The 26,367-nt window shown below is 62.6% G+C and carries 26 protein-coding genes and 1 pseudogene; 16 read left to right on the forward strand and 11 right to left on the reverse strand.

Annotated elements, in window-relative coordinates; genetic code table 11:
- Nucleotides 1-4: 4 nt before the first annotated feature.
- Together OK015_RS19510 and OK015_RS19515 are read right to left on the reverse strand one after the other, a co-directional pair.
- A complete protein-coding gene (locus tag OK015_RS19510) occupies nucleotides 5-1,312 on the reverse strand; it encodes a protoporphyrinogen/coproporphyrinogen oxidase (RefSeq protein ID WP_268132909.1) in 1,308 nt (435 codons plus the stop codon).
- Nucleotides 1,313-1,314: 2 nt separating this feature from the next.
- Nucleotides 1,315-1,776 carry a hypothetical protein gene (locus OK015_RS19515; protein WP_268125582.1) on the reverse strand — a complete coding sequence of 154 codons (462 nt, stop codon included), beginning with the start codon at nucleotides 1,774-1,776 and terminating at the stop codon, nucleotides 1,315-1,317.
- A 211-nt stretch (nucleotides 1,777-1,987) separates the two neighbouring features.
- Between OK015_RS19515 and OK015_RS19520 the strand changes: the two genes are divergently transcribed.
- From OK015_RS19520 to OK015_RS19535, 4 genes are all read left to right on the forward strand, one after another.
- Entirely contained in the window at nucleotides 1,988-2,455 is a 468-nt protein-coding gene (locus OK015_RS19520; protein ID WP_268125584.1) for an FAD-dependent oxidoreductase, read from the forward strand.
- 5 nt (nucleotides 2,456-2,460) lie between these two features.
- The gene (locus OK015_RS19525) at nucleotides 2,461-3,282 is read left to right on the forward strand and encodes an enoyl-CoA hydratase/isomerase family protein (protein WP_268125586.1); all 822 of its coding nucleotides are present in this window, start codon (nucleotides 2,461-2,463) and stop codon (nucleotides 3,280-3,282) included.
- A 35-nt stretch (nucleotides 3,283-3,317) separates the two neighbouring features.
- The gene (locus OK015_RS19530) at nucleotides 3,318-3,947 is read left to right on the forward strand and encodes a TetR/AcrR family transcriptional regulator (protein WP_268125588.1); all 630 of its coding nucleotides are present in this window, start codon (nucleotides 3,318-3,320) and stop codon (nucleotides 3,945-3,947) included.
- 112 nt (nucleotides 3,948-4,059) lie between these two features.
- A complete protein-coding gene (locus OK015_RS19535; RefSeq protein WP_268125591.1) occupies nucleotides 4,060-5,289 on the forward strand; it encodes a phosphotransferase in 1,230 nt (409 codons plus the stop codon).
- On the opposite strand, the gene OK015_RS19540 is transcribed toward OK015_RS19535, so the two are convergent.
- The gene (locus tag OK015_RS19540) at nucleotides 5,286-5,552 is read right to left on the reverse strand and encodes a hypothetical protein (protein ID WP_268125593.1); all 267 of its coding nucleotides are present in this window, start codon (nucleotides 5,550-5,552) and stop codon (nucleotides 5,286-5,288) included. The genes OK015_RS19535 and OK015_RS19540 overlap by 4 nt on opposite strands.
- A 206-nt stretch (nucleotides 5,553-5,758) precedes the next feature.
- Here OK015_RS19540 and OK015_RS19545 point away from each other — a divergent pair, with 206 nt between their 5' ends.
- Nucleotides 5,759-6,220 (forward strand): pyridoxamine 5'-phosphate oxidase family protein, encoded by a 462-nt coding sequence (locus tag OK015_RS19545; protein ID WP_268125594.1) that lies wholly within the window; start codon nucleotides 5,759-5,761, stop codon nucleotides 6,218-6,220.
- 21 nt (nucleotides 6,221-6,241) lie between these two features.
- Here the strand turns inward: OK015_RS19545 and OK015_RS19550 are convergent, their stop codons facing one another.
- Nucleotides 6,242-6,862, reverse strand: a complete 621-nt coding sequence (locus OK015_RS19550) for a TetR/AcrR family transcriptional regulator (protein WP_268125596.1) — start codon at nucleotides 6,860-6,862, stop codon at nucleotides 6,242-6,244.
- Between the two features lie 78 nt (nucleotides 6,863-6,940).
- On the opposite strand from OK015_RS19550, the gene OK015_RS19555 reads away from it, so the two are divergent.
- The 7 genes from OK015_RS19555 to OK015_RS19585 all read left to right on the forward strand — a co-directional run bounded on the left by OK015_RS19555 (nucleotide 6,941) and on the right by OK015_RS19585 (nucleotide 14,315).
- Nucleotides 6,941-8,050 (forward strand): spirocyclase AveC family protein, encoded by a 1,110-nt coding sequence (locus OK015_RS19555; RefSeq protein WP_268125598.1) that lies wholly within the window; start codon nucleotides 6,941-6,943, stop codon nucleotides 8,048-8,050.
- On the forward strand, nucleotides 8,047-9,417 hold the full coding sequence (locus OK015_RS19560; RefSeq protein ID WP_268125600.1) for a protoporphyrinogen/coproporphyrinogen oxidase: 1,371 nt from the start codon (nucleotides 8,047-8,049) through the stop codon (nucleotides 9,415-9,417). Before OK015_RS19555 ends, OK015_RS19560 begins: the two co-directional genes overlap by 4 nt.
- A gap of 5 nt (nucleotides 9,418-9,422) precedes the next feature.
- Nucleotides 9,423-9,977, forward strand: coding sequence for a hypothetical protein (locus tag OK015_RS19565; protein WP_268125602.1), 555 nt, complete (start codon nucleotides 9,423-9,425; stop codon nucleotides 9,975-9,977).
- Between the two features lie 19 nt (nucleotides 9,978-9,996).
- Nucleotides 9,997-10,824, forward strand: a complete 828-nt coding sequence (locus OK015_RS19570) for a hypothetical protein (RefSeq protein WP_268125604.1) — start codon at nucleotides 9,997-9,999, stop codon at nucleotides 10,822-10,824.
- Nucleotides 10,825-10,957: 133 nt separating this feature from the next.
- Nucleotides 10,958-12,529, forward strand: coding sequence for a phytoene desaturase family protein (locus OK015_RS19575; RefSeq protein WP_268125606.1), 1,572 nt, complete (start codon nucleotides 10,958-10,960; stop codon nucleotides 12,527-12,529).
- Between the two features lie 40 nt (nucleotides 12,530-12,569).
- Nucleotides 12,570-13,337 (forward strand): hypothetical protein, encoded by a 768-nt coding sequence (locus OK015_RS19580; protein ID WP_268125608.1) that lies wholly within the window; start codon nucleotides 12,570-12,572, stop codon nucleotides 13,335-13,337.
- Between the two features lie 60 nt (nucleotides 13,338-13,397).
- Complete coding sequence (locus tag OK015_RS19585) at nucleotides 13,398-14,315, forward strand: FAD-dependent oxidoreductase (RefSeq protein WP_268125610.1); 918 nt, start codon at nucleotides 13,398-13,400, stop codon at nucleotides 14,313-14,315.
- Here OK015_RS19585 and OK015_RS19590 read toward each other — a convergent pair whose 3' ends face one another.
- Nucleotides 14,316-15,479 carry a cytochrome P450 gene (locus tag OK015_RS19590; RefSeq protein ID WP_268125612.1) on the reverse strand — a complete coding sequence of 388 codons (1,164 nt, stop codon included), beginning with the start codon at nucleotides 15,477-15,479 and terminating at the stop codon, nucleotides 14,316-14,318.
- A gap of 363 nt (nucleotides 15,480-15,842) precedes the next feature.
- Between OK015_RS19590 and OK015_RS19595 the strand changes: the two genes are divergently transcribed.
- From OK015_RS19595 to OK015_RS19605, 3 genes are read left to right on the forward strand one after another with little or no spacing between them, the layout of a single operon-like run.
- Nucleotides 15,843-17,417, forward strand: coding sequence for an AMP-binding protein (locus tag OK015_RS19595; protein ID WP_268125615.1), 1,575 nt, complete (start codon nucleotides 15,843-15,845; stop codon nucleotides 17,415-17,417).
- Nucleotides 17,418-18,581 carry an acyl-CoA dehydrogenase family protein gene (locus OK015_RS19600; protein WP_268125617.1) on the forward strand — a complete coding sequence of 388 codons (1,164 nt, stop codon included), beginning with the start codon at nucleotides 17,418-17,420 and terminating at the stop codon, nucleotides 18,579-18,581. It abuts the gene before it with no gap.
- Complete coding sequence (locus tag OK015_RS19605) at nucleotides 18,578-19,717, forward strand: acyl-CoA dehydrogenase family protein (RefSeq protein WP_268125619.1); 1,140 nt, start codon at nucleotides 18,578-18,580, stop codon at nucleotides 19,715-19,717. Before OK015_RS19600 ends, OK015_RS19605 begins: the two co-directional genes overlap by 4 nt.
- A 140-nt stretch (nucleotides 19,718-19,857) precedes the next feature.
- Here OK015_RS19605 and OK015_RS19610 read toward each other — a convergent pair whose 3' ends face one another.
- Together OK015_RS19610 and OK015_RS29290 are read right to left on the reverse strand one after the other, a co-directional pair.
- Entirely contained in the window at nucleotides 19,858-20,262 is a 405-nt protein-coding gene (locus OK015_RS19610; protein WP_268125621.1) for a hypothetical protein, read from the reverse strand.
- 165 nt (nucleotides 20,263-20,427) lie between these two features.
- A pseudogene (locus OK015_RS29290) lies at nucleotides 20,428-20,577 on the reverse strand (hypothetical protein); the annotation flags it as partial.
- A gap of 136 nt (nucleotides 20,578-20,713) precedes the next feature.
- Between OK015_RS29290 and OK015_RS19615 the strand changes: the two are divergent.
- Entirely contained in the window at nucleotides 20,714-21,556 is an 843-nt protein-coding gene (locus OK015_RS19615; RefSeq protein ID WP_268125623.1) for a hypothetical protein, read from the forward strand.
- Between the two features lie 247 nt (nucleotides 21,557-21,803).
- Here OK015_RS19615 and OK015_RS19620 read toward each other — a convergent pair whose 3' ends face one another.
- Genes OK015_RS19620 through OK015_RS19635 form a run of 4 tightly spaced genes read right to left on the reverse strand, consistent with a single transcriptional unit; the run spans nucleotide 21,804 to nucleotide 26,331 of the window.
- Nucleotides 21,804-22,997 carry a spirocyclase AveC family protein gene (locus OK015_RS19620; RefSeq protein ID WP_268125625.1) on the reverse strand — a complete coding sequence of 398 codons (1,194 nt, stop codon included), beginning with the start codon at nucleotides 22,995-22,997 and terminating at the stop codon, nucleotides 21,804-21,806.
- Nucleotides 22,998-23,031: 34 nt separating this feature from the next.
- Nucleotides 23,032-23,817, reverse strand: coding sequence for a hypothetical protein (locus OK015_RS19625; protein ID WP_268125627.1), 786 nt, complete (start codon nucleotides 23,815-23,817; stop codon nucleotides 23,032-23,034).
- Nucleotides 23,818-23,863: 46 nt separating this feature from the next.
- Nucleotides 23,864-24,988 (reverse strand): spirocyclase AveC family protein, encoded by a 1,125-nt coding sequence (locus tag OK015_RS19630; protein ID WP_268125629.1) that lies wholly within the window; start codon nucleotides 24,986-24,988, stop codon nucleotides 23,864-23,866.
- Nucleotides 24,985-26,331, reverse strand: a complete 1,347-nt coding sequence (locus OK015_RS19635; RefSeq protein WP_268125631.1) for an FAD-dependent oxidoreductase — start codon at nucleotides 26,329-26,331, stop codon at nucleotides 24,985-24,987. The genes OK015_RS19630 and OK015_RS19635 overlap by 4 nt, the downstream gene beginning before the upstream one ends.
- Nucleotides 26,332-26,367: the final 36 nt, after the last annotated feature.

A 26,367-nucleotide genomic window follows, 5' to 3' on the forward strand; every position in this document is an offset into this window, starting at 1 on the left:
AGCCTCAAGTCGCCTGTGCACCAACCAGATTGTGTGCGGCCCGATTGCCGAACTCGACCGCGGTGTTCTGCCCGGCCGCCGACATGAAGTCAGCCGCATACTGCACCGGCGACGCCGGATCAAGGGCCGCGTTGAGGCGGCCGATGTCCTGATACGCGCCGATGCGAGTGAACGGCAGTGCCCGCCGCCACCGGGTCACATGGGTGAACTCGACGGCGTCGCGCAGTTCGGGGAAGACCGCGAATACGCTCGCCAAGGTGTGATTGATCAATTGCTCGTCCGGCGCATCGATCATCCGCTCCGACGCGCCGGTCTCCCACAAGCAACTCAGCAAGCCGTGTCCAGCGGGTGCCCGATCCGGGGCCTTGTTGTGATCGAGAAACATCAGGGCGATATCGGGATCCTCCACCGAGGGGAACATCACCAGAAATGCAGGGCAGTCCGGCGGCCGGACCGTGCCGACGGCGACGCTGATGCATTGGGTGTAGCCCAGACTGTCGTTCAGCGGCCCAAGGAGGTCGCGCTCGTCGACGCAGATTGCCGTCGCCTCGGGCAGTGGGCAGGTAACGACGCAGGCATCGTAGTCCGATGTGACACCCGAATGCGTAATGCGGACAGCGTTTTCGACGCGCTGAACCTCAGTGACCGGCGTTTTCAGGTGAACCGTCAGCTGCGCGGCCAGCGCCTCGGGCAATCGGCCCTGTCCGCCGGCGGCGGCGAGAATCTTGGCGGTGAAGATGTTGCCGATTCCGGAGAGCAATTCCACCTTGGACACCTTGTCGGTGTCGGCAATCAGCATAGTGCGCACGATCGGCTCACACAGGTAGCTGTCGAGTTCGGCGCAGAGCGCGCGCCGCGCGTAGGCGCGGGCACTTTCGGTGTCCAGTGGTGCCGCCTTACGCATATCGGCGTAATCCAGGCGGCCGCGCACCTTGGCCAGCGCCACGTCCGCCGCCAACCGCGGCACCCGCAGTTTCGCGCCCAGCGACAGCAGCGGTGTCGTCAGGCCCGAACGCACCATTTTGTCCATGTCGAGCAGATGGGTCGTGCTGGCCCGACGAATGCCGATATGCGGTGCGGTAGGACGCATTTCGATGCCGAGTTCGCGCGCCAGCGACAGGTAGCTGTGATAGGTCGAACCGAGGGCGGAGGCACCGGTGTCGATCGCATAGCCGTCTCGGCGTACCGTCTGCACGCGACCGCCGGGTACGTCGGTGGCCTCGAAGACGTCTACCTGCCAGCCGGCCCCCTGCAGGCGATGGGCCGCCGTCAGTCCGGACAGGCCTGCTCCGACAATCGCGGCGCGCGGCATTCTCAAGCGGCCCGGACGTAGGCAACCGACGACGCGGGAACGTCATCGAGCCGATGCAACGCGCGGCGGACCGTGTATGTCATCACGAAGAACCAGACCCAGAACGTTGCAAACGGAAGATAGAAGCCGAACAACCCGTTCCAGGCGAACGGCCCGGTCTGGAAGAAGAAGATGATGCTCAGCGGAATCAGGTCGAGCACAAAGAACACGTTGAACCAGCCGACCCAGCGCGGAATGATCGGATCGGGGTCCTCGTCCGCCAGTGAGGCGTAGATGAGACTGCCTCGAATCCCGGCGACGTTGGAGTGATAGACGTGGGTGATCTGATTGGCGTCCCAGCTCGGCGGTTGGGAGGGGAAGAACCGGGCGAGCGGCAAGATGCCGACCATGAGGAAGGCGATATAGACATACCCGCTCCACGAAGTGCGCTGCAGGAGCTGCAGATTTGCCTGAGGCGACAGCATGTCGCATCCTCTCCGGCCCGTCGGGACCCCACTCGACGCGGGTCACCGCACGTGAACGATCGTTGTCACTCCCCTGCGTTGACACGCTACCGTGCAGAGCATGACTTTCACCACCGCCCGCAAATTTCGGTAAACGGTGGTTGACACTAGACATTTATAAACTCTAGTGTCTCAAAATAACCTTCGTTACGAGAGTCGTAGAAACCACCAGGTGCCCCGACCATCGATTGTGAAACCGCGGCGAGCGGCCGTCGCCGGTGCTGGAATCGCCGGCCTTATTGCCGCCTACCGTCTGCAACAAGCAGGTCGGACGGCAGAAGTCTTCGAAGCGGAGCCCCGTGCGGGTGGACGCGTGGAAACCATCCGGCAATACGGATATCGCGTCGATACCGGCGCCACTGCGTTCGCAGCGCGGTACCCGATCGCCGCGCAGCTGGCGAAAGAGCTGGGGCTGAGCATCGTTGATACGGCCCCTTATCTCGGCGTGTACCGCAACGGCCGGGTCCGACCGTTACGCCTCGATCGGCTGATCCGCTCGGGTCTCACGACCGACGTGTTGACCATGTCCGCCAAGCCTGGGTCTGCCTGGCGCGGCGGGAGTGCGAAGGGGAGGTTTGCTGCGGCGACCTACAACAAGTGCATTGGCACGGACTATATCCGACAGTTGTTAGGAAAGTAGAAGCGATGGCATCCTCGATTCCGACGGCGGACCGCAAGCAGCCCACAGCCGATGTGCTCGTCGAGCGTGACGACACCGTGGGCGTCATCACGATCAACCGGCCCGCGCGACTCAATGCGGTCACCCCGGAGGCCGGTGACACATTGAGGTCGGCTTTTCTCGAGCTGGAGGCCGACAGCCGGATCCGGGCCGTCGTGCTCACCGGCGCCGGCCGCGGATTCTGTGCGGGCGCAGACATTTCCGGCGATGTGGGCAATGCCCGCCAAGTACTTCTGGATTCATGGAATCCGCTGGTGATGACGATGCGGTCATTGCAGATCCCGATCATCGCCGCCGTCAACGGTGTCGCGGCCGGGGCGGGAGTGTCATTGGCACTGGCGTGCGACCTGCGTGTCGCCGCGACGTCGGCACGATTTGAGTTGTCGTTCGCCAAGATCGGGCTCATGCCCGACGCGGGCCTGACCTGGTTGCTTCCCCGGGTCGTCGGCCTCGGCCGCGCCAACGAATTAGCGCTGCTGGCGGAGCGCCTCTCCGCCCCCGAGGCGCATAGCTGGGGCCTGGTGAACCGATTGGCCGAAGACGGCCGGGCGCTCGCGGATGCCGTCACCATGGCCCGGCGTTTCGCGGAATTATCGGTAAGCGTCGCGACGATCAAGCAGGCCCATCATCGTGCTCTCGAGTCCGGTTTCGCCGATCAACTCAACCACGAAGCTCACACACAGGGTTGGTTGCAGGAGCAGCCCGACTTCGCCGAAGCAACCCGGGCATTCGCCGAGAAACGGCCACCGCAGCTGAACCAACGTAATCCCCCGGATCGGTCCAGGTGACGCTGGTCACCGCCCTACTGCGCTACCGTTAGAAAATGGCCAAGCGTAACGACCGTTCAGAACAGATCCTGCGCACTGCGATGCACCTGTTCCACGAACGCGGCTTTGACGGTGTCGGTGTGGATCTGATCGGCGAGAAGGCGGGTGTGTCCGGTCCGGCGATCTATCGCTACTTCAGCGGCAAAGACGAGATCCTGATAACACTTCTCGACGAGGCGATCGACCGGGTCCTGATGTCGACGGGCGGCCAGTTCGACGATCCGCGCGAGGAACTGGAGCACTTGGTGCGGGGGCACGTGCAGCGAGCCCTCGAGGAACGCGAACTGATGAGTGTATGGACCAGAGAACGCAATTCGATTCCCAAGGCATACCGATCGAGGTTGAGCGCGCGGATCAAGCGCTACATCGACCGCTGGGTGGATTGCCTGCAGGCCTGCTACCCGAATCAGTCGCGCGACGTGCTCAACGCGGCCGTGCACGCGACGCACGGCCTGATCGACTCAACCCCGATGTGGCCGGAAAAGTCGCTGCGGACTGCCGGACTCGCCGACATCCTCACCGGGATGGCCTTGCAGGGATTGGAATGGCTGGGCAACGATGCTTCACCCAGCGTGTCGGCGCAGAAGAGTGTCCGCCAGAAGCGACCTCCGGTCCGTTCGGCCTGAGACACGGTCACCGCCACGTCACCCATAACCGCCACCAACCCCTACGCACCGAAACATAATTTTGATATAACTTGTATCAATAACACGTCTCGTCAGGCGAAAGAAGAACGTCATGCCCGAGTCCCTAAGCCAAAAACTCAGGGTCGCCGGTCAGCTGGGGCGAATCGGCGCGCATGTAGTCAACGAGCGATTGCGTCGCCCCAAACCCACTGCCCTGGCCGAAATTCCGCCGACGGTGGACGCACTGACACCGGAGTGGCTGACAGCCGCGTTGTGCCGCGGACACCCGGGAGCTTGGGTGACTTCGGTGTCCACCGCCTCGGGCAGTGACGGGTCGACCACCAGGCGAATACTGGCTATCGATTACAACGATGTCGGCCGCCATGCCGGGCTACCGACATCGGTTTTTACCAAGTCGACCCCCAAATTCACCTCCCGCGCCGTGACAGTTCCCTCGGCGGCCTTGACATGCGAGGCGCTGTTCTACGACCGCATCCGGCCAACCCTCGATATCGAAGCGCCCCGTGGCTATTACATGGCGGTGGACAACAGGTCCGGACGTTCGATGTTCCTGATGGAGGACGTGGCGAGCAGCAAGGGCGCGACTTTCGGAGACCCGACCAAGCACTACATCGACCGGACTCGCGCCGAAGCGATCGTCACCACGTTGGCTACCGTCCACGGAACGCTGTGGGAGAGTCCGCGCTTCGGCGGCGATCTGGCCGTCGTCAAGGGCGCCGAGCGGTGGCAGATCGATGTCAACGAGACGATCGACTTTCCGCGTCGCACCCTGATCGGGTTCGACCGCGCGGCCGACGTCTTTCCCGCCGGGTTCCGCCGTCGCCGTGCCGATGTCTTCCCGGCGACAATGGCGTCGCTGGCGATGCATAACTCGGCCCCCAACACGCTGCTGCATTCCGATGTGCATTCGCGCAACTGGTATCTGACGCCTGATGGTGGCATGGGCCTCTACGACTGGCAGCTGATCAGTCGGGGAATATGGGGCCTCGACGTCGCCTATGCCCTCAATTCGGCGCTCACCGTGGACGATCGGCGCGTCTGGGAACGGGAACTCATCGAGTTGTACGTCGACCGCCTGCACGCAGCGGGCGGACCCGCGCTCTCGTTCGACGAAGCGTGGTTGGCGTACCGCCAGCAAGCCTTCCACGGTCTGGTCTTCTGGCTCTATACGATCGGCGCCGGCCGGCTGCAGCCAGCCATGCAACCCGATGAGGTATCGCTAGCCAACCTGGAGCGAATGACGGCCATGATCGACGACCTGGATTCTTTCGGCGCCTTGCAACAGTCCGCGACAGCGATACCCATTCCGTACACGTCTTAGCCTTCGGCAATCGCCTTGACACTCAAGGCCAGACACCCCATCGACGTCAGCGTGAAGAGGGCCGCGCTCAGCTTAGAGATCTTGCCGCACCGGTGTGCGACGCCGACAGCCACAATGTCGCCGAGATCGCACGCGGCGGCAACCTTCAACATCTGAGTCCGCGACCGGCGTTCGGTCACCAATGGCGCCGCGGCAAGCGCAAAGTCGCGCGTGCCGCCGAGCCTGAGGAACAGCGCCGCGCTGGCGTCCTTGGAGACGTTCATTCCGAACATCCTGGAAGCGGTTATCGGCATCAGCCATCCACTCGCACCGATCGCCGATCGCACCGCCGCCAGAACCGTTGCCGTTACCCGAGTCACGAGACACCAGCTCCTCTCTGAGATCCCACTTCCACTTGTTAAAGCCGGAACGTTCGTTCACACCAGATGGTAGTTTTACTCGCACGCTCGTGTCGCCGCAAGGAGTGCCCGTGGAGGACCTCACCATGTCGCCCGACGAAGTTGATGACTTTTTGTCGGGGCCGCTCACCGGACAGCTGGCCACCAACGGCCCAACCATCAGACCACTGTGGTACCAGTGGGAAGACAACGCGTTCTGGATAATCAGCGGCCCGTGGGCGAAGCTGTATCAGCGTGTGCAGAAGGACCCCAACGTCGCTTTCTGCGTCGATGTCGGCGACTTCGACAACGGCATCGTCAAACAGGTCGTCGTCCAGGGTCCGGCGCACATTCAGGATTACGACGTCGAGCGCGGCCGCCGACTCCTGTACCGGTACCTGGGCCCCGACGAGGATTCGTGGTCGGACTCACCGGATGACTACCGCAGCTACCTGCGCGATGGCGGCCCGGACGGCGCCGTATTCCTACGATTGGCGCCGGCAAAGATGACCGCACTGAACTTCAGTTACGCACGCAACCGAAGAGCCAAGTAAAACAGCACTATTCGCGCTCTGCTAGGCGGTGTAGTGCTCAACGAGCCGGGCTCGCCACTCCTTGATCTCGCCGACGAAGTCGTAGCCATCGCGGCGCAGGGCCGACCTAAAGCACAGGCCGATCGCGTAGGACACGAAGATCTCGGCCTCACGCGCGGGGTCGAGGCCGCCCCTGACCGAGCCGTCCGCCTGGCCCGCGGCGAGGTGGCCGGCGAGTTCCGCCTCGTACGCGCCGATGAGACCGTCGAACCAGCCGGCAAAGCCCTGCAACGCGGCGGGTGTCTCGAAGGTTAGCACGATCATCGCCCGCATCGTTTCGGGTTCTCGCTCGACAGCGTCGAGCAGATCGTCGAGCTGACCGATCACCCGGTCCAGGCCGGTGCCACCACGCTCACGGCGGATCGCGGGCAGCAGCAGTTCGGCGAAGTTTTCGAAAACCGACTGCAGCAGTGCCTCTTTGGAGCCGTACCGATCCCGGACCATGTTGCGACTGAAGCCCGCGTTGATGCCGATCTCGACGGCGGTGGTGCGTTCGTAGCCCTGACGGGCGAACAGCTGGATCGCGGACGCGATCAGGGCAAGCGTCGACTCTTCGACACGCTCCTGATTGGTCTTCGGTCGGCGCTTGATCGCACTGGGCACCACATGAGTGTACGACGATTCTGTCGGTAAGCAGATAGATATCTGTTCATCGACAGATAGATCTGTTACCGTCATCACATGCTCGATGAACGACCGTTAACGGCGACGGGGCCAGTGGGGGTGGACGCAGCAGGCCCGGATCCCGTCGCAGCTCAGCGGACTTGGGCGAAGGTCTGGATCGTGCACGGCGTCCTGTGGCTTGCACTGATCGCCTACTGCTGGACCATGTGGGTTGTCAGCGGCGATTTCACGCCCAACACGCTCGGCCGTGGTCAAGAGCCCGCCTGGTACGTCGTTCTGGTTCGATGCGTAGAAGTGGTCTTCGGAATCTTCATCACCGGCTGGATCCTGTGGCGCTTCGTGATCGGACCGAAGATACGCACCGGTCGCTTCAGCTTTGACGGCCTGTTCTTCCTGGCCGGGTGGTTGATGTTCTTCCAGGAGCCCTGGATCGATTGGACCGTTTACCAATTCCAGTACGCGACAACGTTCGTCAACTTCGGGAGCTGGCTGTCGCACATACCGGGGTGGAGCTCGGGCAACGGGCAGTTGATTCCGGTGCCCATGGTGTACTTCACCGCCTACCTGTGGATGTGCGCGATGTCCGGCTACGCCGGCTCCCGCTACATGACCTATCAGCGCAGAAGAGACCCGTCGCGCAGTGTATTTCGACTCATCGCCCAGACCTATCTGGTCATGATCGTCGGCGACTTTATCGTCGAGCTGATCATGACCAGGACGGGGCTGATCAGCTACTCGTCGACCATTCCCTGGCTGACGCTATTCGCCGGCACCGATCACCAGTTCCCGCTCTATGAGCCGCTGAGCTGGCCCGGGACGTTCATCATCCTGAGTTGCCTGCACTTCTTCCGCGACGACCGGGGCCGGTCCTGGCCCGAACGCGGCATCGACAAACTGCAGTTCAAGCGCGAGGGATTCAAGACCTTCGCGAGGTTCTGTGCGATCGCCGGCGCGGCACAGTTGGCGATCTTCATCGCCTTCAACATGCCGTACTGGTTCTACGCGTTGCACTCCGGGCCAATGCCCAAGCCGCATATCGAACGAACCTGGCGTAACGGCGGAGTTTGTGGCCCCACCACCGCTTTCAATTGCGCCGATCCGAAGCTGCCGATCTCACGTCAATCGGCACCGGATCGCCCCGAGCTCCTACCAGAGAGGCATCAATGACACAGCACAGCACCGCGGCGGTAATCGGAGGCGGAATCGCCGGGATGGCCGCGGCCTACGAGCTGTCCAAGGCCGGTTTCCACGTCACGGTGTTGGAGACCCGCGACCGGGTGGGCGGACGGATCTGGACCGTACGCAAGGACGACTTCGTGATGGACCTGGGTACCGCAGTCTATCTCGGGACCTACCGCGAAGCGGTCGCGATGATCCACGAGGTCGGGCTGAGCAACGAGTTCATCGAAACCCCAGTCATTTTCGGAATGCCTCGCCAGGGCAAGCAGCATTACCTGGACCTGGCAAAGCCGATTCGGGCCAGCCTGGCCACCCAAGTGATTTCCTGGCCGGCCAAGATCAAGGCCATTCGACTGTTCGCCGATGTCTTCAAATACCGTAACAGCCTCGGCTACGACACCTATGACGGTCTCGCCGAGATCGACAACGAAACCGTTGCCGACTATTGCCGTCGGGCGCTCAACGAGGAGCTGGCCCGCTACATCGGCGCACCCCTGGTCAGCGGCACCTGGGTACACGAGGATCACGACACCTCGGTGGCCCTGCTGCACTGGACGGTGCGCAACATGTTGGTCAAGTCGGTGTTCAACCTGACCTCCGGCGTGGCCGGGTTGCCCGTCAAATTGGCGACGCTGGTGGACACCAAGCTCGAGCACACCGTCACCAACGTCACCGACAACGGTTCGGCCGTCGAAGTCAGCTACGTGACACCGTCGTCGGGCGAACAGACCCAAACCTTCGACACCGCAGTCATCGCGACGACGGCACAGCCCGCGCTAGGCATCTATCCGCAGATGGACGAAAACCACCGCAACCTTTATGGAACCGCCAGATACCACCGATTGGGCAATGTGTCGCTTGGGTTTTCGGGACGACCGAATGATCCCGGCACCTTTTCGATGGTCTCCCCGTACGACGATCCGGACACTATCGCTGTCATCGCCGACCACAACAAGGCGCCGGGACGGGCACCGCAAGGCAAGGGCCTCATCTCCGTGCTGCTGTCGCCTGCCTACCTCAACCGGACCGACGATCGCGACGATGACTACTTGATCGAGCACTCGCTCGACCGGGTCAAGTACTACTACGGCAAGCTCCCCGGTGACCTGGAGCAGCACGCCGTGGTCCGCTGGCCGGAATCGGTCCCGATCATCGACAAAGGCCGCTTCAAGCGAATTGCCGACTTCCGCAAGAAGATGGACCGGACTTCTCGGGTCCAGTTCGCCAGCGACTTGGATCGCATCCCGGGCCTCAACGGCGGGTTGGTCAGCGGTAAGGAGGCGGCGGACCGGGTGTCGACGCTGTTCGCCGACAGAGTTCCTCGGGGACGACTTATCGGTACCACGGGAACGTAACTGCGATGATCAGGACCACCTTGGCGTGGGACCAACCCCCTTGGGGCACAACGACGCCCGCGGCACCGCAAACGATCATCACGGTCGTCCTTGGCCTCGCGGTAGCGGGCTTCGTCATAGCCGCTTTGGCCAGCTGGTATCGCACCAAACGGCATCTCTATGTCTACTACGGCGATCAGCCATTCATTGTGGGGGGCTTCCCGCTTAGTCAATTGGTGTTCAACGCATTCGGGTCAATGTTGGGAGCGGTAGTAGTCACCCGGCTCTCGTGGTTTTTCACCGACGCGCGTCAGCTGCTGCTGCTCCTGGTGCCGTTTGTGACGTTCATGTCGTCGTGGGCGGTGGGTATGCCGCTGTTCTTGGTCCTCGGCACGGATGCGGCCCATGGCCTCCGGATGATCGCCGCGGTCGTGAGCATGTCGCTCGGCCTGATCGGGATCGACACGACGATCCGCTTCGGCACCGGGCAGTTACGCCTGCTCCCCCCGATTACGGCAGCGCCCAACACAACTGAGCGTTTATCGAAAGCCGACGTCGACCGTAGCGCCGTCGGCGCATAGAAGAACAGGAGTTCTGGCGATGACAACCTCAATCGTTGCGATTGCCCAACCCCCATGGGAGATGACCACCCCCACAATCGCGCAGGCGATCATCACCGCGATCCTCGCCGTGGTGGTGGCGGCCTTTGTCGTTGTCGCACTCGTCGATTGGCGACGCTCGGGGTCGCCGGCCTTCCTGCTGACGTTGGTCGGCGGTTACATCTGTTCCTTCAATGAGGCGACGGTCGACGTGCTCGGCCATTGCTTCTTTCCCCTCGACGGAGTGCTCGGCTATGCCGCATTCGGCAGAGGCGTGCCGGTGTGGGTGGTGCTGGCCTACGTCGTCTTCTTCGGTGGGCTGTCCTATCTGATGGCGTTGGCGTTCAGGCGTGGTGCCAGCCACCGGGCGATGTGTTGCGGCATAGCCGTTTTCGGGGTACTCAACGTGCTACTGGAGTTACCGATGCTCGGCTCCGGTCTGTACGTGTACTACGGGGATCAACCGTTTGCGATCGGCGGCTTTCCGCTCAGTTGGCTGGTAATCAACAGCCTGGGCTCGCTGTTCGGCGCGGTGGTGATCGTCCGGCTCTCCTGGTTGTTCACCGGGGCACGTCAGCTGTTGCTGATTTTCGTGCCGTTCGCGACCTACATGGCCTCCTGGGTGCCGGCGATGCCGCACTTCGCGATCACCAACACCGATCTGCCCACTGGAGTCCGGATGGCGGCGGCGCTGCTGAGCATGGCGCTGGGGGTGATCGCGATCGACGCTCTGATCCGGATCGGAACCGGCCAATGGCGCCTGCTACCCGCACCGACCCCCGCTACGGCGCAGGGCCAGAACCGCGCGCATGCGTATTCGCATTCCTGAACATAATCGTTGTGAACGATCGATCTTCGAGACTAGGCTCAATAGCTGGTGGGGAGTACCTAAAAATGCATGTTTAATGCCCATATTGTCCGGTTTCCCTAGCGCCTGACCCGACTCACTTAGGATTCATTAAATGGAAACGTTCGATTACATCGTGGTAGGTGCAGGGCACAACGGGCTCTGCGCGGCAGCGACGCTGGCCGAGCAAGGCCGCTCGGTGTGTGTAGTCGAACGGCTATCTGTGCTCGGCGGCCTTTCGGCGAGCTATCCGTATTTGCAGGATGCGCCGGAGCACAAGCTGAGCATCGGCGCGATGGATGACCTATTCATGGCCCAGACCCCGCTGGCCCGCGAGATGCGGCTGGCCGATTTCGGGTATGACACGGTCCCCCTTGCGCACCCCTACGGCTGGATGAACGAGGAAGGCGACACCCTGCTGCTGTGGGGCGATTTCGCCCGCACCCTGGAGGACATTCGTTACTTCTCCCCCAAGGACGCACGCACCTACGAACAGCTTCGGGGCCCGATCGACTGGGTGATGGATCTCATCGACATCCTCACGGTCCAGGACCCCTCCGCGTGGGGCAAGCTTGATTTCGCCAAATACCTACTGCGGCATCGCCCCGACCGGGCCACCCGTCGCTTCCTGGGCAGCATGATGTCGTTGAATGTCTTCGAACTCATCTCGGAAACCTTCGAGTCCGACGCCATGCGCGGCCTGTGGGCCTACTGGTCGTCGATGGTCGGTCCGGCGGACTCGGTCGGTTCGGGCGCCTACTTCCTGGGATTTGCCGGCGTGCACCGTCATCTCGGCGTGCAGCGCCCCCGTGGCGGCATGACCAACCTGGTCGAGGCATTCAAAGGCAAGCTGGAGAGCCACGGCGGAGTGGTGCGGCTGGGCAACGGGGTCAACCAGATCCTCGTCGACTCGGGACGCGCGACCGGAGTGCGGCTCGAGGACGGCACTGAGCTGCGCGCCCGGCGTGGGGTCGTCTCGAATGCCGCAGCGCAAATCACGCTGGGCAAGCTGGTCCCGCCGGAGCAGCTGAGCCGCGAAGACCACAACAAAGTTGCCCTCATCCCGGCGAATTCGGTGAACGCGGCCGCATTCAAGATCGACGTCGCGACGGCGGGCCGCATCGGTTACCCGAAGGCCGAAGCCGCCCGGGCCAAGCGCGACGGCGAGGACATCCGCACCACCACCTTCATGACCGGCACCCTCGAGGACCACATCGAGCAGATGTACGCGATGAAGCGCGGACTCAATGTCGACACTCCGCCGGTGTACATGGCCATCCTGTCCGCACCCGATCGAAGCATCGCATCGGCCGAGGGCGATGTGCTCTACCTACATTCGAATGTGCCCGGCTATCCGAGCAACGGCTGGGGCGTCAACAAAAACGACTACACCGAACAGATCTGGAAATCGGGTCTTCGCTTCCTCGGCGGCCTGGAAACCGAGATCGGGCGGGTGGTGTCCACCCCGCAAGATCTGGAAGCTCGCTTCGCCGCGCCGGCCGGCGCCTACTTCCACGTGGACATGCTGGTCACTCGGCTGGGCAAAAACCGCCCCGCACACGGTCTCGGTGGCTACGACACCCCGATCAAGGGGCTCTACCAATCCGGTGCCGGCACTCATCCCAGTGGCGGGGTAACCGGTTGGCCCGGACGTCTGGCCGCCCAGCACGCGCTCCGCAATGAATAGCTGCGACAAGGTGATTCGAATCGACTGAGGAGGACGATCGGTGCCTAACATGAATCTGACGGCCCAACGGCTGTGCGTATGGTGTGGTCCGTTCATGATCGCAGTGTGGGCTTCGGCGTTCGCATTCCTCTGCCACTTCATCCCACCACCCAGTCCCGCCAAGTCGCGCGCCGCGCTCGTCGCCCAGTTCAGTGAGCACACCAACCTGATCCGCCTCGGGCTGGTCATCAGTCTCTTCGCGTGTGCGCTGCTGGTGCCGTTCTGCGCGGTCATCGCTGCACAGATCCGCCGGATGGAAGGTGTCCGCTCGGTTCTCGCGGAGTCGCAGCTGGTCTCCGGCGGCCTGCTGTGCGTCGAGTTCCTGGTGCCCTTCGCGATCTGGCAGACGGCACTGTACCGGCTCCACGAATGGAGTCCCGAGATCGTCCAAATGCTCAATGACATGGCGTGGTTGATGTTCCTCGGCATCATCTCCTCGGCCTGCATTCAAGTCGCCTCGCTGGGTGTCGCGATTCTGCTCGATAAGGGCGTCAAGCCGGTATTCCCTCGCTGGGCAGGCTATTTCAACATCTGGGTCTCGATGATCTGGGTGCCTGCGGCGATCATCCCCTTCTTCAAAACCGGCCCCCTGGCCTGGAACGGAATATTCGCCTGGTGGGTCCCGCTTTGCGTCTACTTCTGCTGGTTCGTCGTGATGGTGGTGTTGCTGCTGCGGGCCATCGGCGAAGACGAGCGCGCCCAGGAGCAAGCCGGTATGAATGACTGGCTCACCGGTCACCGGTCCGAGCCCGAGCTCACCGCAACGTAATCGTCTACAGCACAAGGAAAGAGCCCACGTGCCCAGGTCGCCCGGCTGGACACCGAGACCGTGCGGGACTACTTTCGCCGCGAACTCAACGACGAATTGCTGCAATGGGCGGGCCGCCCGCTGGTCAGCAGCACGTGGGTCGCCGACGACGCGGGCACCTCAATCGCGTTGCTGCTGTGGACGATACGCAACATGCTGGTCAGCACAATGTACAATCTGCGCCCTGGAGTCGGTGGGTTGCCCGAGGAACTGGGCCGGCGGTTGCACATCCGGCGACAGCACCCCGTGCTCAATGTCGCCGACACCGGAGCCGCCGTGGAGGTCACCTTCGCGCCCGGGGGCCTCAATCAACGAACCGAGTCCTTTGACGCGTGCGTCATCGCCACTCAAGCGCAGTATGCACTGGCGATGTTCCCGCAGATGGACGAAAACCATCGCGCGCTCTACCAGACCACCCGCTACCGGCGACTCGGCAGCATCTGCCTCGGGCTATCGCAGCGCCCGAAGGATCCCGCGACCTACTACATGGTCTCCCCGCACGAGGACCCCGACACGATCGCCGTGATCGCCGACCACGCGAAGGCACCAGGCCGGGCTCCCGAGGACAAGGGCCTGCTGACCGTGCTGCTGTCCCACGAATACCTGGAGCGCACAATGGATCTCAGCGACGAGGACGTGCTGGACTACGCCATAGACCGCGCCCGCTTCTACCACGGAAATGTCGTCGACACCCTCGAAGAGCACGCGGTCGCACGGTGGCCCGAGTCCGTTCCGGTCATGGACAAGGGCCGATTCGCGCGAATCGCCGACTTCCAGGGGCGCCTTGACTGGACGGCACGAGTTCAGTTCGCCTCCGATCTAGACAGGATCTCGGGCCTCAACGGTGCGTTGGTCAGCGGCCAAGAAGCGGCGAATCGCGTCGTGAATGCGGTGCTGGTCCCCGGACCCCAACCGATTTCGGTCGGCGAGCCACACTGATCAGCCGATCCGCAGGTGCAGCTCCTGAAAATGGAGTGTGCCGCACGGCCATCCAACCGTCGGCTCTTCCAAGACCGAGTAGGCGGGAATCCGCCGATTCCATTCCTCGATGATAAGGCGCAGTTCCAGGCGAGCCAGGTGTGAACCGAGGCAACGGTGCGGACCACGGCCGAAGGTGAAGTGATTGTTCCGCCTTTGGTGCATGACGTCGGCGTCGGGATACCGCTCGGGATCCCGGTTAGCCGTCCCGAGCCCCAGCCAGCACCGTGAACCTGCCGGGATCGTCACACCCGCGACAGTGACCTCCGTGGTGGTCATTCGCGGGACATAAGGGACCGGCGGGTTGATTCGCAAGACCTCTTCGATGAAGTGGCTGACCGCTTCTTCGTCATCGACCAACGTGGTGCGCAGCGCGGCATTGCGAGCCAGCTCGTAGAGCGCGAAACCCGTTGCGGCGGTCACGGTGTCCAGTCCGGCGACCAAAAAGAGAAAACACAGACCGATGATCTCCGGGTCGGTCAGCGCGCCCTCGCTCGTGTCCGAAAGCAATTGACCGAGCAGGTCGTCGCCCCCGCTGCGGCGACGATCGGCAAGATGTCCCGTCAGATAGTTCACCAGCTCGGCGCCTCGGGCCAAGGTCTCCGGCGACGGCTCCAAGCCTTCCGCGGCGGAGAACGCCAAAACCGCGTCCTTCCAGCAGATTAGAAGATCCCGGTCGGCGAGCGGCAGCCCGAACAGCGTCAAAAAGACCTGGGACGGAAACGGAACCGCGAGCGCGCTCATGACCTCAGAATTACCGCCGGACGCCACGATCTGATCGATCAGCTCGCCCACCTGCTTGCGCAACTCGGGTGCGCGTTCGGCCATGCGGCGTGGACCGAAGAACTTATCCAGTACCCGCCGAAACCGGGTGTGGTCAGGGGGATCGAAGGCGATCGGCACCATCGGAAATGGGCTTCCCACCAAATCGAACGCGCCAAAAGAGGAAAAGAGCTCCGGGTGGATGGCCGCTTCCTCGACGACGTCGGCACCGCTGATGAAGTACACCCCGGCATCGGACACGGCGATTTTGCCGGGCGCCAGGAGCATGTGCCACGCCGACTCGCGGTCCTGAGCAAAAGGCAAAGTTTCCAGCGCGGGTAGCGCCGGGCAGCCGACCTCCATGACAGCTCCTCCGACTCATAACCAGTGTTAATCCCGGTTAAATTCTAGGCTGAGTTAGTGACGCTGTACTTGAATATCATACATGTATCAAATAGCCGCTATGTGACCTGCATCACACTGCGGGAGTTCTCGGCGCCGGCCGCTTCCGCCCCGCCACGACAGGCGGCACCATCGTTGACAGAGCTAATTTATAGCCGTACTGTCTCAAAATAATCGCAGTGCCCACGATTCGGGGCCGTCGGCAACGGTAGTAAGTCAGTTCACGGAGCGACCCAAAGCGCTGGACACTACGAGGAAAATGCGTAAATGATCGTTAACGCTCCCCCAAAATGGAAGACATGACTTCTGGATTCGGTTGCCGCAATGGTTCGTGATGCTATTGGCAATATCCTGCGTACGCGCGCTCTGAGTACGCCCGACCGCGTCTGCTGCGCGATGGACGACAACGTCTACACCTATGCAGAGATGAATCAACGGTCGGATGCACTCGCGGCCGGGTTGGCGCGATTAGGCGTCGGCAAGGGTGAGCAGATCGCGATGCTGTCGCCCAACCGCATCGAATTGCTCGAGGTGTTCTACGGGGCCGCGAAGACCGGGGCCGCCCAGGTGCCGTTGAACGCATACCTCAAGGGCGACTTTCTTCTTCACCAGCTGCGCCAGTCGCAGTCGGGCCTTTTGGTCACCGACGCCGCCGGCCGGGAGGCACTGGCTCCGGTGCGCAGCCAGCTGCCCGATCTGCGGGCGGTGATCATGCTCGACGAGGCCGAAGACGGCGAGATTCCGTACGCGAGTCTGTTCGACCACGGAGACACACCGCCTGATGTGGAGCTCACCGCCACCGACACCATGTCGATCCTCTATACCTCCGGCACCACCGGGCTGCCCAAAGGATGTGTCGCCAGCCACGGCTACTACTGCCGAAGCGGCGAAATCATCGGTGCCGCGCTCGAAGTCACCAAAGACGATGTCCTGTTCGCCGGCCTTCCGCTGTTTCACGCCGGCGCGAGACTCGTCACCGTGACGCTGCCCCTGGTCTACGGCATACCGGCTTACCTGCAGGGGACATTCAGCGCGCGCGCTTACTTCCCCCGCGCCAAGGAAGTCGAAGCCACGCTGATGATCGCGGTCGGCGCGATGGGCGCCGCGATACTGGCGACCGAACCGTCGGCCGCCGACCGCGACCACAAAGTCACCCGGATCATGTGCGCGCCGTTGTCGCTCGAATCCCAAGCTACCTTCCGCGACCGCTTCGGCGTCGATCCCTGGGTCGACATCTTCGGCCAAACCGAGTGCATGCCAGCCACATTGACGACGCTCTCATCGGACCGGCGCGATCCGAACGGCTGCGGCATCGGGGCGCCCGACCTCGAGGTGGCACTCCTCGACGACGAGGGCTACATCCTTGACGGTGAGGCCACGGGCGAGATCTGCCTTCGACCCAAGGTCCCGTATGCGATGTTCAACGGCTACTTCGACAACCCCACGGCGACAGTCGAGGCGTTCCGGGGCTTGTGGTACCACACCGGTGACAACGGCAGACGCCTGCCGAGTGGGGCGTTCGCGTTCATCGATCGCAAGAAAGACAGCCTTCGCCGCCGTGGTGAGAACATTTCCAGTTTCGAACTCGAACAGGCCATCGACGCCCACCCGGCCATCGTCGAATCGGCGGTCGTCGCCGTGGCTTCCGAACTCGGTGAGGACGACATCAAGGCCTGCATCGCCACCAGCTCCCCGGTCGAGGCTGCCGAGTTGTTCGACTTCTTCAAAAACAACTTGCCCTACTTCGCCATCCCCCGTTATGTCGACTTCCTCGACGCACTCCCCCGCAACGGTGTCGGGCGCGTGCTCAAGCACAAGTTGCGTGACGCCGGAAACACAGCGGAGACGTGGGACTTCGAAGCAATGGATCTGACCGTCGCGAAGCAGGAGCGCCGCTAGATGGATTTCACCTTGACTCCCAAGCAACTGGAGTTGCAGGAGCGCGCCGAGAAACTCGGTCGGTCGTTCGCCGAGCAGGCCCGCGAGTGGGACGAGTCCGACGAGGCGCCCTACCGCGAAATCTTCGAACGTGTTGGCGCGGAAGGGCTGTTTGGCGTCGCAATGCCCACCGACTACGGAGGTCAGGGCGGCGGCGCGGTCGAGTACCTCATCGTGGTGGAGGCGTTGTTCCGCTATGCCCAGTCCTGGCTGCCGCCCGAACCGGTGTTCTGCACCAGCGGCCCGGGGCCGTCGATGTTCCTGCTCGGCGGCGACACGGTGCGAGAGAAGTACTTGTACGACATCGTCGCCGGCCGTCGCGCCTGCAACATCGCGCTCACCGAGCCGCAAGCCGGCTCGGCCCTGACCCATCTGAACACCACCGCGGTCCGCGACGGCGACGACTTCATCCTTAACGGCACCAAGAGTTTTCTGACCGGTTCCAACGTCAACGGCCTCAACGCGACTTTCGTGCGCTTCGACGACGTGCCGGGCGCCAAAGGAATCGGGGCCATCGTCGTGGAGAACTCACTGGCCGGCGTCGAGATCCAACGCGGCCCGGTGTACATCGGCGATCGCGGAATCCACCATGGCGACATGGTGCTCACCGACGTCCGAGTGCCCGCCGAGAACGTCATCGTCGGTCCCGGCCAGTTCGCCCGGCTGATGACAGCATTCAACCTCGAGCGGCTGCACAACTGCGGATTCTGGTTGGGCTTCAGCCAGGCCGCCTACGACGAGGCCGCCAAGTACACCCAGCAGCGCGAGGCATTCGGCAAGCAGATCATCGACTTTCAGTCTGTCTACCACTCGCTGGCCGACATGTGGGTCCAGATCGAGGCGCTGCGACTGCTCGCCTACCGGGCCGCATCCACGGCAATCGAGGGCCGGTTTCCGAAACTCGCCGAAGTAACTCAGGCCAAGCTGTTCGGCGCCACCGCCGGTCCGCAGATCACCCTCAAAGCGATGGAACTGCATGGGGGCTACGGCGTGACAACCGACTACCCGATCCAGCGCATTCATCGGGACTGCGTCACCAACGTGGTGGCCGGGGGTGCACCGGCAGTGCTGCGAAACGGCGTTGCCGCGGGGCTGTTTCCCGACCGCAGATTCCCGCAAGCATGACGCTTTCCGTCGAGCAGCAGGATTTTCAGCAGGCGGTACGCGACTTCTGCGCGCGCGAATGCGCCACCCGCGAACAGCGCGAAGCGCTGCTCGACGCGGACGAAGAGGACCAATCTTCGGTTCTATATAAGAAGCTCGCGCAACTCGGTTGGCTCGGCGTGGCCATCCCCGAGGAATACGGCGGCTCCGGCGGCACCTACGTGGAGCAGACGATTCTCTTCGAGGAACTTTGGCGGGGACTTGCTCCGGTCAAGGCGCTCGGCCCGACGACGACGGTTGCCGGGTGCTACAAGCGATTCGGATCGGAGCAGCAGAAACAGGAGGCACTCTCGGCGATCGCAAGTGGTGAGATCATGTCGATTTCGATCTCGGAACCCGGTGCGGGATCAGACGTCGCCGCGATCGCCTGCCGGGCCGAGCCGGTCGCCGACGGCTATGTGCTCAACGGCCAGAAGACGTGGTGCTCATATGCACACCGGGCCGGGCGAATCCTGTTGGTCGCGCGAACCGGCCACGGCGAGAAACCGCACACGGGTCTGACCATTTTCGAAGTACCTCGCGATACTCCCGGCATCGAGACGCGCCGCATTTCCACATTGGGGGGTCGTGAAGTCAACGACGTCTTCTTCACCGACTGCATTGTTCCCGCCGAAAACGTCGTCGGCGAAATCGGCCGTGGCTTCCCGCAAATCATGGCCGGCCTCGACGGCGAGCGGTTGCTCGGCGCCGCGGTCGGACTTGGGATCGGCCAACGCGCACTCGATGACGCCATCGCATATGTCAAGGAGCGCAAGCAGTTCGGTAAGGCCATCGGAACATTTCAAGCGTTGCGTCATCGCATCGCCGACCTTGCCACTGACCTGGAATGCGCCCGCCTGCTCACCTATGAGGTCGCTGCGCGACTCGAACGCGGCGCCGACCCGGTCACCACGCGGATGACGTCGATGGCCAAGGTCAAGACTTCCGAAGTCGCCAAACGCATCGCGCTCGAGGGTATGCAGATGATGGGCGGCTATGGCTACGCGACCGAGTACGACATGGAAAGCCATGTGCGGCACTCGCTGGTCCTGCCGATCTACGCCGGCACCAACGAGATTCAGCGCGAAATCATCAGCGGTTCACTCGGGCTGCGGTAGTGGGTCCAAATAGTCCTGGTACCGCGGCGGCCGCAAGGCCGCTGACAGATGACGTCGAAGCGCGTGTTGCGTTGATGCCCCTCATCGGCTCTTAGCTGTACTAGCGCATCGCCACGCTACGACTCCCCTCGCGCCGCAACCTAGTTGGCTGTGCGTTTCGCCTTCTGGCCGCGTCGTCGCGGCGTTGGTGACGATCGGCGTTCTGGAGCAGTCTGAGCGCCATAGAGGGTGAACTCGGTGAGGTGGTCGAGCAACTCGGCAGTCGACCACTCGCCTTCCCCGGTGGGAAGTAACCACGCCGCGTTGGTGATGAGTCCCGCGACCATCGCAATCTCGAGACGCAGTTTGACCCCGACGGTCTCGACCGGTATGTCGCGCTCGCTGACGGTGATCTCTTCGGCGATGAATCCGGCAATTTCGTCAAGCGTTGACTCGAATTCGGCACAGAGCGCGCGGCGTTCGTCATCCGGTAGCACCGATCGGTCTGAGAGCACCGTCTGCAGCAAATCGCGATGGGCTCTGAAATGGTCAACGAGCCCTTTCATGAATGCGCGCTCGAGGTCCCAATCCGAAAGCCGCGAAGTGCGGTTCGCGCGGTTGCAAACGGAGCGAAAATCGTCGAGGAACCGCCGGAACGGCCCGAGAGTGGCTTGTCGTATCAGCTCGTCACGACTCGAAAAGTGCCGATACAGCACCGAGCGGGACACACCGGCTTCGCGCGCGATCAGGTCGACAGACGCGCTGTGTCCCGATTGGGTGACAGCGCGCTCTGCAGCCACGAGGATTTGTCGATGGAGCTCAGAAGACCGCCGACGGGCGGTGGTTGCTGCGGCTGCGGTTGGCGGGGTCTTGGCGCGCACAAATCAGATTAGCAATCCGCTCATGCGATTAGGGGGACAGCAGTGTCCCTTTACAGAAACAGATACGCGGCGTTAGCGTCATGGGACGCATCTGTCCCTTAGTTGCCGCTGCATCATGATTTGGAGGAGATCCGAGTTGCTCACCGAGCCGCCGATCTACGGCATCCCTGCAAGCACCGCGCACATCGCCGTCACGATCACCGCTGTCGGTGCCGGCATCGCCGTGCTGTTCTTCATGTGGCACGCAATAACCCGGCGCGATCCGCTGATGATCTTCCTTGGCCTCGCCGGTGGATTGACTGTCTTCACACTGGAACCCTTTACCGATGTGCTGGGGCTGGCAGTCTTCCCAGAGTTGAACCAGATCGGCTGGATCCACGCGCTGGGCCGCCACATCCCCGCGTACGTCGGGCTGATTTACATCTTCTACTGGGCTCCTGCATGGAAATTCGTCACCCACCGACTGGATCACGGAATGAAGGGCCGGGAATTCAGTGCGATCTGCGCTGCTCTCGTCGGCGCGGCGTGCCTGATCGAGGTGATACCAACCAAAGTCGCGATGTGGACCTACTACGGCTCTCAGCCACTCAAGATCGTGGGCTTCCCGATCTGGTGGGCTGTCGCCAACGGCCACTCCGTCGTCGCCAGCGCCGTCGTACTCTATTTCCTGCTCAAGGTGCTGCCTCGCAACCGTCGCTTCCTACTGATCGTCATCATGCCGCCGGTCGTTCTCGCGGTTCATACTCTCGGTTCGGTATTCGCTTACCTAGCAATCGGCTCGACCGCTGCTAGGAGCCCCACGTTCGCTACCTACGGGGGGACTCTAGCGACGATGGCGTTCTGCACCATGATGCTCTGGGTCTACTGGCAGGCGATCAGCCTTGGGCGCCGGGTGAGCTGGTTGTCGGCGGCTGAGCACGACACATCACGAGAGATCGCGGCAAGTTGGAATGGCCAGGCCTACGCCGGGCGAAGCTGACCTCACCGCGGCCGTGACACCGTCCGGAGCAACGGGCGCGCTACCGACGGCGAGGGCTCAGGACCGCTCATTGTGACTGACTGACAAGCCCCACGAACGGTTCGGGTTGTAGCGACGGTCAGGTAAGAGTGCCTCCCCAGGCGAGCTATGGATGTCGCGACGGTCAACTCTATACCTTCGTTATCGGGGCAAATACTGTTGTGCACCAACGGAATTACACCCGAACACGCAGAGCCATTTGCCCGCCCTAGCCGGTGCCGGTGTCCAACGGGACCTGCGACGGCAGAATGGTTCCAGCCGGGACGCGCAGCGTGCCGTCCGAGCCGACGTAGGCAGACCCGCCACCGCTGCCCGAATTATCGTTGCGTACCAGCGGAACCGCGGGTCCCGGGCAGGCACGGCCGGTGCCCGCACCGCAGATGCCGTCCAGGAAATAGGATCGCTTCTGGATGTCGTCGTTCCACGTCCGACTGTGCGCCCCGACGAACAGGTGGGGCACCGTGTAGACGGCGAGAAAGATCATGTTCACTGCCCCGATGATCGACAGTGCCCGGATGACACCGTGCCCGGCCGGCGATGCCTTGACCCGCTCCGACCCTCGCTCGACGAGAGTCCTGCCCCGGTCGTCGAGGAAAAAGCGCAGGAACGTGTAGGCGGTGAGCAGGATCCCCACCAGGAATGCCTCGTGCAGTGGGAACGCGTGATAGCGGTCGGCGAAGATGCTGAAGTGCCCGCCCGCATAAGTCCAAACACCAAGTGGCATAAAGACTACGCCCTCGAATACGACGTCGAAGACGAACATCACCACCCAGCAGATCAGGGCTAGCCCAACCCGACCGAGCCCCGGCCACCGAGCCGACGCCCAGCGCAGCGTCGCCACGCCAATCCGTACGGCGACCGTCATGATCACGACGTAAAGACCGATGATGGTCATGGGCGGTTCGACGACGGTCGCGCCCGGGGCGCCGAACGACAACCAACCGGGGACACTGGTAACCCATGACCCTCGGTTGAATGACCAGGAGTTGTAGGTGATCCACGGGCCGAAGTAGTTGGACAACGGATCTTGAAAGAACAAGGTGCAAAAGGCGAGGGTCAGTGCACCGTCAACGGTGATTGTTCGCTCGCGCCGCCACGGCCGAACGGCGAACCACCACACCAGCGCCGCCATGGCCGGAATCATGGTGACCTGCAAGGTCATTAGGAAGACCTTCATGTACGCCGGCGGATCGCTCGGCCCCACCGGGACCCGCTGGAAGTAGGGGCCAGTGATCCACCGGACGAGTACGTAGGCCATGAACGCAAGCCAGAGCGAGCCGAATGCCGCCCACCACAACACCGGCCGCGAGCGGCGCCGCTCGACTGCGGGGTCCATGGTGTGCCCGTGGACGGTCGAGGCGTTCGACTGGTCTGTCGCCGTAGCGCTCAACGGAGTGTTCACGGCCGCAGCCCCAATCGTGGTCGAGTTGCGGGTTTCATACCGCCCTGGCTCCATGTGGTTCGGGACGCGTTCGTATCGCGGCCAGTTCGGCCTCGAGGACCGCAACACGATCCTCGATTGTGGTTCCGCCAGTGGTCGATTCGTCGTTTCTGATGGCGCGCCCGGTCATGACGGTTGTGGTGACCACCCAGACGAAGTAGACGGTGACGGGAATCCAAAAGCCGATGAGGCCATTCCATGCCAGCGGCCCAGACTTGAATATCCAGACGCCGAAGGTGAAGCCCACCCCCAGCGCGCACCAGAGTTGAAAGTAGGCGAACCACCGTGGATAGACGGGATCGGGGTGGCGATCACGCAGCGTTACCACTGCCAGCGCGACCATCTGGAACATCCCGGTGCAGACAATGCCCAAAAACGGTAGCCATCCTAAGTCATTGAATGTCTGTACGCGCACAGCGTCATCGGGACGAAACGCGGCGACAAGCCAGAATGTGCACGGATAAACGAATTCGATGACCACGCACCCTTGGGCCGCGGCCCATGCCCACGTCAAAGGTGCTCGATTCCCTTCCGTCCGCAACATCTGTGCGCAGATTGCACCGCCCCACGGCAGCAGCAGTGCCGAAGCGAAGAGCGCAAGGACCAATCCGACCCGGATGCTAATGAGGTGGTCGCGAAAAAAGGCGGCCATCTGCTCGGGGGTGTTCGTAGGCGACGGGGGCGGAACCATGCGTGCCAGCAGCACCCAGCCGATTAGAAAGAAAGCGACAAAACCGAAAACCGAATAAAGGCTCCACAGCTGCACGCGCTTGCCGCTCATGACATCCCTACCTTCCCCATCGGCGCCAACGTCGCTGGTGCGCGCGTCACCGGCCCCGGTCGTACGCAAACTGCGGCGGATAGTTCCGGCCGAACGCGCGACCACTAGCGCCCTGATCCTGGTTATCGTTGCGTAACAACGGCACACCGGGTCCCGGGCAAGCGACACCCGGACCCTCGCCGCACGTGTAGGTCAGGTAAGACCGCTTCTGGATGTCGCCGTTCCACTCGGTTGAGTGCGCCCCAAACCAGGTGTTGGGCAATGTGTATCCGATCGTCATCGCCAAAGTCACCAGCCCAGTGACCGCCAATATCCGTGCGGCAGTGACCTTGACCGGTCCACCGCCGAGCCGTTCGGCGCCCCGCTCGGCCAGCGATTGCCCGCGGTCGTTGGTGAAGTACTTGATGCAGGCGAACATGGTGAAAATCGCGCCGGTTGTCAGCGCCTCGTTGACCGGATACGCGTGGTATGTGTCGGCGAAGATCTTGACGTGCCCGCCCGGGTACTCCCAAGAGCCCATCGGCATAAAGATGACGCCCTCGAAGACCAAGTCGAACGGCACCATGACCGCGAAGCAGATCGCTGCCAGCCCGACTCGAGGAATACCGGGCCAACGCGCCTGTGCCCGGCGCATGATCGCCGCGCCCATCGACGTCACCAACAGGAAGACCACGATGTAGGCACCCGGCACGATGAGCAGCGGATAAGCGACCTGGTGGTCCGGGGTCCCGGGCGCCAGCGCCCCGGGCAAGCTGTTGAGCCACGAACCCATGTTCACTTGCCACGCGTTGTAGGTGTACCAGTGGCCGACGTAGGCGCTGAGCGGGTCGTGGAAGGACAGGTTCAGAAACGCGATAACCATCAGCCCGTCGAGTCCGATGCGCCGTTCCCGCTTCCAGGGCCGCACTACGAACCAGTACAGGACCGTGAGTCCGGCGATCGGCAACACGATCTGCCAGAAAGTCAGGGCCACTTTCATCCAGGACGGAAGCGGAGTCGGGCCGGGATCAACGTGTTTGAAGTACGGCCCGGTGATCCATCGCAGCAGCACGAATGCTTGGAAAGTCAGAATTCCCACACCCAAGACCGCCCACCACTTGATTGGCGGCACCGGCCGCACGACGCCGACGGTGGGTAGGGTGGCCGGTTTGTCGAACTCGATCGCGCTCACGCCCGAACCCTCCGATCGGCGTGCAGCTGGTCGACGATCCGGTCCCCCGCGCTTTGACCAGATACCAAGGCGCCGTTCACACCTGGGATCGGCCCGACATCGCCGGCCAGCTGGACCCGGGCAGCAGGATCGACCTCACGCATGAAGCGGTCGACTGCGTGAAAGCGCCCCTTGCGCATGATCGGGACAACATTGCGCCAGCGTCCAATCTCAAAGTCGGCAACCTTGGAACTCAAATCGCCGTAATAGGGCTTGACGAAACCCAATACGGTGTCGATGAGCTTCTCATCAGGGCTGTCCAGATTGTCCAGGCACCACTCGTGGCGGCAGAACGTCGTGATCATCCCCGTACCGTCGGGGCATCGGTTGTTGGCCTTGAGGTGATCGACGATCACGCCACACAGGTCGGGTTGTTCCCTCGGGGAGCACATGATGTACGTCGCCGGATTCGACGGTCGCTCCGACAACGCGATGTGGCAGTTGACGCTGCAGATATAGTCGGTGTTCTCGTAGTACTCGCGGGCAAATCCCGAAAGCTGTGGGTAGATCTCCAAAGCTGTGCCGGTTGTCGTCGTCACGACGGCGTTGGCGAACTCCTCGGTGACCTCTCGACCGTCTTGGGTGAAGCTAACCTCGACGCGATCTCCTGTGTCGGTAACGTTGGTGACCGGTGTCGCCAGCCGAACGTCATTCAGTCGAGCAGCCATCGCCCGCGGCAACGCGTCCATGCCATCGTCGAGGCCGTAGAAGTACGGTTTGAAAAAATTCTTCATTGTCCACAACAGCTGACCCACCGACGCGTACGAAGGATCACTCAGCCATGGTCCCCGGACTACCACGGCGGCAACGTAATCGAGGATCTCTTCGCTGAGTTCACGCCGGCTGTACGTGGTGACGGTGTCAGTGTCGATGGCGGCAACGCCCGACGCGTCGGCGTAGTTGAGGTCTTTCCAATGTTTGGCCAAGAAGAACAAGAGCTTGGCCAGCTTCAGCTTGGCCCGACCGGACAGGTAGGGCGTTCTCAGTAAACTCAGCGGCTTGCTGAGGTCCAGGTAGTTCAACTCGCCCCCGCGCGGCATCGCCCCAAAGGCGTTGAACTTGTGCATCTGCGGACCTAGCCCGACCTCACGCATTTCCTGCGTGGCCTCCGCGTAACTGCCGAGATAGATGAACGCCCCGACGTCGTAAACAAAGCCGTCCCGCCGGATTGTCTTGATCCGCCCGCCAACCCGCTCGTCGGACTCGAACACCACGGGCGTACCGCCAGCTTGGTGTATCCGTCGCGCGGCCGCAAGCCCGGCAATACCACCGCCGATGACGGCTGTTCTCGCGTCTGTCCTCACCGTCACAACGTAACCCAGAAATGATCGTCAAATCAA

Origin of the sequence: Mycobacterium sp. Aquia_216 (assembly GCF_026723865.1) — a bacterium.
Classification (GTDB): Bacteria; Actinomycetota; Actinomycetes; order Mycobacteriales; family Mycobacteriaceae; genus Mycobacterium.

What these genes read in the sequence shown, in the direction of transcription:
- OK015_RS19510 (WP_268132909.1), bottom strand. Translation starts at nt 1,312, where the DNA reads ATGCCGCGCGCCGCGATTGTCGGAGCAGGCCTGTCCGGACTGACGGCG.
- OK015_RS19515 (WP_268125582.1), bottom strand. Translation starts at nt 1,776, where the DNA reads ATGCTGTCGCCTCAGGCAAATCTGCAGCTCCTGCAGCGCACTTCGTGG.
- OK015_RS19525 (WP_268125586.1), top strand. Translation starts at nt 2,461, where the DNA reads ATGGCATCCTCGATTCCGACGGCGGACCGCAAGCAGCCCACAGCCGAT.
- OK015_RS19530 (WP_268125588.1), top strand. Translation starts at nt 3,318, where the DNA reads ATGGCCAAGCGTAACGACCGTTCAGAACAGATCCTGCGCACTGCGATG.
- OK015_RS19535 (WP_268125591.1), top strand. Translation starts at nt 4,060, where the DNA reads ATGCCCGAGTCCCTAAGCCAAAAACTCAGGGTCGCCGGTCAGCTGGGG.
- OK015_RS19540 (WP_268125593.1), bottom strand. Translation starts at nt 5,552, where the DNA reads ATGAACGTCTCCAAGGACGCCAGCGCGGCGCTGTTCCTCAGGCTCGGC.
- OK015_RS19555 (WP_268125598.1), top strand. Translation starts at nt 6,941, where the DNA reads ATGCTCGATGAACGACCGTTAACGGCGACGGGGCCAGTGGGGGTGGAC.
- OK015_RS19560 (WP_268125600.1), top strand. Translation starts at nt 8,047, where the DNA reads ATGACACAGCACAGCACCGCGGCGGTAATCGGAGGCGGAATCGCCGGG.
- OK015_RS19565 (WP_268125602.1), top strand. Translation starts at nt 9,423, where the DNA reads ATGATCAGGACCACCTTGGCGTGGGACCAACCCCCTTGGGGCACAACG.
- OK015_RS19570 (WP_268125604.1), top strand. Translation starts at nt 9,997, where the DNA reads ATGACAACCTCAATCGTTGCGATTGCCCAACCCCCATGGGAGATGACC.
- OK015_RS19575 (WP_268125606.1), top strand. Translation starts at nt 10,958, where the DNA reads ATGGAAACGTTCGATTACATCGTGGTAGGTGCAGGGCACAACGGGCTC.
- OK015_RS19590 (WP_268125612.1), bottom strand. Translation starts at nt 15,479, where the DNA reads ATGGAGGTCGGCTGCCCGGCGCTACCCGCGCTGGAAACTTTGCCTTTT.
- OK015_RS19595 (WP_268125615.1), top strand. Translation starts at nt 15,843, where the DNA reads ATGGTTCGTGATGCTATTGGCAATATCCTGCGTACGCGCGCTCTGAGT.
- OK015_RS19600 (WP_268125617.1), top strand. Translation starts at nt 17,418, where the DNA reads ATGGATTTCACCTTGACTCCCAAGCAACTGGAGTTGCAGGAGCGCGCC.
- OK015_RS19605 (WP_268125619.1), top strand. Translation starts at nt 18,578, where the DNA reads ATGACGCTTTCCGTCGAGCAGCAGGATTTTCAGCAGGCGGTACGCGAC.
- OK015_RS19610 (WP_268125621.1), bottom strand. Translation starts at nt 20,262, where the DNA reads ATGAAAGGGCTCGTTGACCATTTCAGAGCCCATCGCGATTTGCTGCAG.
- OK015_RS19625 (WP_268125627.1), bottom strand. Translation starts at nt 23,817, where the DNA reads ATGAGCGGCAAGCGCGTGCAGCTGTGGAGCCTTTATTCGGTTTTCGGT.